This window comes from Streptomyces phaeochromogenes (assembly GCF_001418655.1).
In the GTDB taxonomy this organism is placed as follows: domain Bacteria; phylum Actinomycetota; class Actinomycetes; order Streptomycetales; family Streptomycetaceae; genus Streptomyces; species Streptomyces phaeochromogenes.
The window spans coordinates 1-3,691 of sequence record NZ_LIQZ01000650.1 but is presented as its reverse complement, the minus strand read 5'-3'; the positions used below and the strand labels follow the sequence as shown (position 1 = coordinate 3,691).

The window sequence follows — 3,691 nt, the reverse complement described above, 5'->3', positions numbered from 1 at the left end:
CCGTGCCCACCCGTTCCGCCCCGCGGAACGCCTGCCCACAGACCGACGACTCGGGTCTACTTCTCGGTTACCCCCGCCGAGTCGAACGTCGCCACCTCGTGCATTGCTCGTGCCGCGCTCTGGACCACCGGGAGGGCCAGGAGGGCGCCTGTGCCCTCGCCGAGGCGGAGGTCGAGGTCGACCAGGGGGCGTAGGCCGAGCTTGTTGAGGGCGGCGACGTGGCCCGGCTCGGCGCTGCGGTGGCCGGCGATGCAGGCCGCGAGGACCTCGGGGGCGATGGCGCGGGCCACCAGGGCCGCGGCTCCCGCGCTGACGCCGTCCAGGATCACCGGGGTGCGCAGCGAGGCACCACCCAGGAGGAGGCCCACCATCGCGGCGTGCTCCAGGCCGCCGATGGCCGCGAGGACGCCGATCGGGTCGGCCGGATCCGGCTGGTGGAGCTCCAGGGCACGGCGTACGACCTCGGTCTTGCGGGCCAGGGTCTCGTCGTTGATGCCGGTGCCGCGGCCGGTGACGTCGGCGGGGTCGGCGCCGGTGAAGACGGAGATCAGGGCGGCCGACGCGGTGGTGTTGGCGATGCCCATCTCGCCCGTGATCAGGGCCTTGTTGCCGGCCGCCACGAGGTCGCGGGCCGTCTCGACGCCCACCTCGATGGCCGCCTTGACCTCCTCGCGGGTCAGCGCGGGGCCGGTCGTCATGTCGGCCGTGCCCGCGCGGACCTTGCGCGGCAGGAGGCCCGGGGTCGCGGGCAGGTCGGAGGCCACGCCCACGTCCACGACACAGACCTCGGCGCCGACCTGGTTGGCGAAGGCGTTGCAGACCGCTCCGCCGCCGAGGATGTTGGCCACCATCTGGCCGGTGACCTCCTGCGGCCACGGGGTGACGCCCTGGGCGTGCACGCCGTGGTCGCCGGCGAAGATCGCGACGGCCGCGGGCTCCGGGATCGGCGGCGGGCACATCCGGGAGAGGCCCGAGAGCTGGGCGGAGATGATCTCCAGCATGCCCAGGGCCCCGGCCGGCTTGGTCATGCGCTTCTGGCGCTCCCACGCCTCACCGAGCGCCTTGGCGTCCAGCGGGCGGATGTTGGAGACCGTCTCGGCGAGCAGGTCGTGCGGCTCCTCACCGGGCAGTGCGCGACGGCCGTACGTCTCCTCGTGCACGACCCACGACAGCGGGCGGCGCTTGGACCAGCCCGCCTGCAGCAGCTCGGGCTCCTCCGGGAACTCGTCGACGTATCCGACACAGAGGTAGGCGACGACGTCCAGGTGCTCGGGCAGGCCCAGTTCGCGGACCATCTCCCGCTCGTCGAAGAAGCTCACCCAGCCCACGCCCAGGCCCTCGGCCCGGGCGGCGAGCCAGAGGTTCTCGACGGCGAGCGCGGAGGAGTACGGCGCCATCTGCGGCTGAGTGTGCCGGCCGAGCGTGTGACGGCCGCCCCGGGTCGAATCCGCGGTGACGACGATGTTCACCGGGGTGTCGAGGATCGCCTCGATCTTCAGTTCCTTGAACTGCTTCGCGCGGCCCTTGGGCAGCGACTTGGCGTACGCCTCGCGCTGGCGCTGGGCCAGTTCGTGCATCGTGCGGCGGGTCTCGGCCGAGCGGATGACGACGAAGTCCCACGGCTGGGAGTGACCGACGGACGGCGCCGTGTGGGCCGCCTCCAGGACCCGGAGCAGCACGTCGTGCGGGATGGGGTCGCTGCGGAAGCCGTTGCGGATGTCCCGGCGCTCGCGCATCACGCGCAGTACGGCCTCGCGCTCGGCGTCGTCGTAGCCGGGCGCGGCCGGGCCGACGGGCTCTCTCGTCTCTGCCACGGCGGCCGTGCTCTCTTCCTGGTCGGCGGCCCTGGTGTCCAGGTCCTCCGCGTGCTGTGCGGCTACGGGCTCCGCGTCCTGGTCTTGGCCCTGGTCCCGATTGTCGTCCCGATTGTGGTCCTGGTCCTCGACCGGAGCCTGCGGTACGGGAGTTGCCTCGGCCTCGGGGAACTGCTCGGGGTCCCTGGGGGTGGGGAGGGCGAGTACGGGCTCCTCCGCGGGCGCGGCTTCGGGCACGGACTCGGGCGCGGGCTGCTCGACGGGCGCGAGTTGCTCAGCGGTCGCGAGCTGCTCGGTGGCCGCAGCGATCGGGGCCGCCGTCTCCTCGGCGGGCTGCTCGGCAAGCTCCTCCGGGAAGGGCGGCACGGTCATGGCGTGCGGCGGGGTCGGAGCCAGGTGCGGTGTGGTCGGGACGGTGCCGTCGACGGGCACGAACTGGCCGACGTTCTGTTCCTCGTGGGCCGCCTCGACGGGGACGGCCGTGGGGACAGCCGTTTCGTCGTGGAGCTCGTGGCCGTGGGGCTCCTGGCCCTGGGGCGGGACGTCGTGGCTCGGGTCGCCGTAGGTCGGGTCGCCGTGGAGCGCGACCGGTTCGGGTGCCGCGACCTGGTCGGGCACCGCCACCGGTTCCGGCGCCTCGGGCTGTCCGGCGATGTCGACCTGGGCCGGCTGCGAGGGGGCGCCGTCGGCGACGCTCACGACGGGCGCTTCCGCGGGCTCCGCGAACTGCGGGGGCTGAACGGCGTCCTGAGGCTGGGCGGCCTCCTCCGCAGCAGGCGCGGGTTCCATCAACTGCGGTTGCTGCTCCGGGATCCCGGTCTGCGGACCGGCTTCGGCGAACTGGGCCGCCGGGTCCTCGAACTGCTGCTCCGCCTCGAACTGCTGCTCCGCCTCGTACGCGGCCTGCTGGTGCGGAGCCTGCTCCGCGTACGTGGGCTGCACCTCGTCGAGCGCCTGCGGAGGCTCGTACGCCTCGGGCGCGTGCAGGCCCGCGTCGTCCGACTGCTGCGAGGCGTACGCGGCGACAGGCGCGACCGGGAACGGCGTGGGCTGCGGGAACTGGGCGAAGTCCGGAGCGGGCGCGAACTCGGGGGCGGTCTGGGCGACCTCATGGGTCTGGGGCGTCTCCGGGGCCTGCGGGAAGAGCGAACCGTCCGCGAGCAGCGGGGCCTGCGCGTAGTCCTGGACCTGGACCGCTTCCGGGGCCTGGGCGACGGCCTCCGGCACCTGGACCGCTTCGGGAGCCTGGGCCACTTCGGCAACCTGCACCGCTTCGGGAACCTGCACGGCTTCCGGCTGCTGAGGAACGTACGCGGGGTCCGGAGCCGGTTCGGCCTCCGGGGCCGGCTCGGCCTCAGGAACGTCGGCGACGGCCTGGACGGGAGCGGGCCCGGCCTCGGGGATCTCGGCAGCGGTCGGCGGGTCCGGATGCACCTGCTGTGCCTGCGGTGCCTGGTCCGCCTGGACCGGCTCGGCGGCGGGCACCTCGGCGGGAGGGTGTGCGGCGGGAACGGCGTCGCCCCCAGCGAGCGGCGCACCCCCGGCATCGGAGGCGTGCGCGGCCTCGGCGACCGGCGCGGGCCCGTCGTCCGGCGTGCCACCGGCGTACGCTCCCCCGCCCTCGGGGAAGACCGTTTCTGCAGCCATGCCCTCGGCGCCGACCTGTGCCACCGGCGGCGCGACCTGCACCTGAGCCTGCGCTCCCCAGGGAGCCGCGCCCTGCAGCGCGATCTCGTCCCGCGGCACGTCGAGGTACTCGGGACCGACCGTGGGCGGACCGGCCTGTCGTACGGGAACGGCGTGGACCGGTGCTCCCGCCGGGCCGCGGTCGGCGAGGGAGCGGACCGGGCTGCCGGCGCCGTCCGGGGTGGGCGGGC

Annotated in this window: 1 protein-coding gene; it reads right to left on the bottom strand. The window is 74.5% G+C overall.

The features are described 5' to 3' along the window. Positions 1-56: 56 nt before the first annotated feature. On the bottom strand, positions 57-3,691 hold a 3,635-nt coding region (gene cobT / locus AOK17_RS47200), incomplete at its 5' end, for a nicotinate-nucleotide--dimethylbenzimidazole phosphoribosyltransferase (protein WP_079053698.1).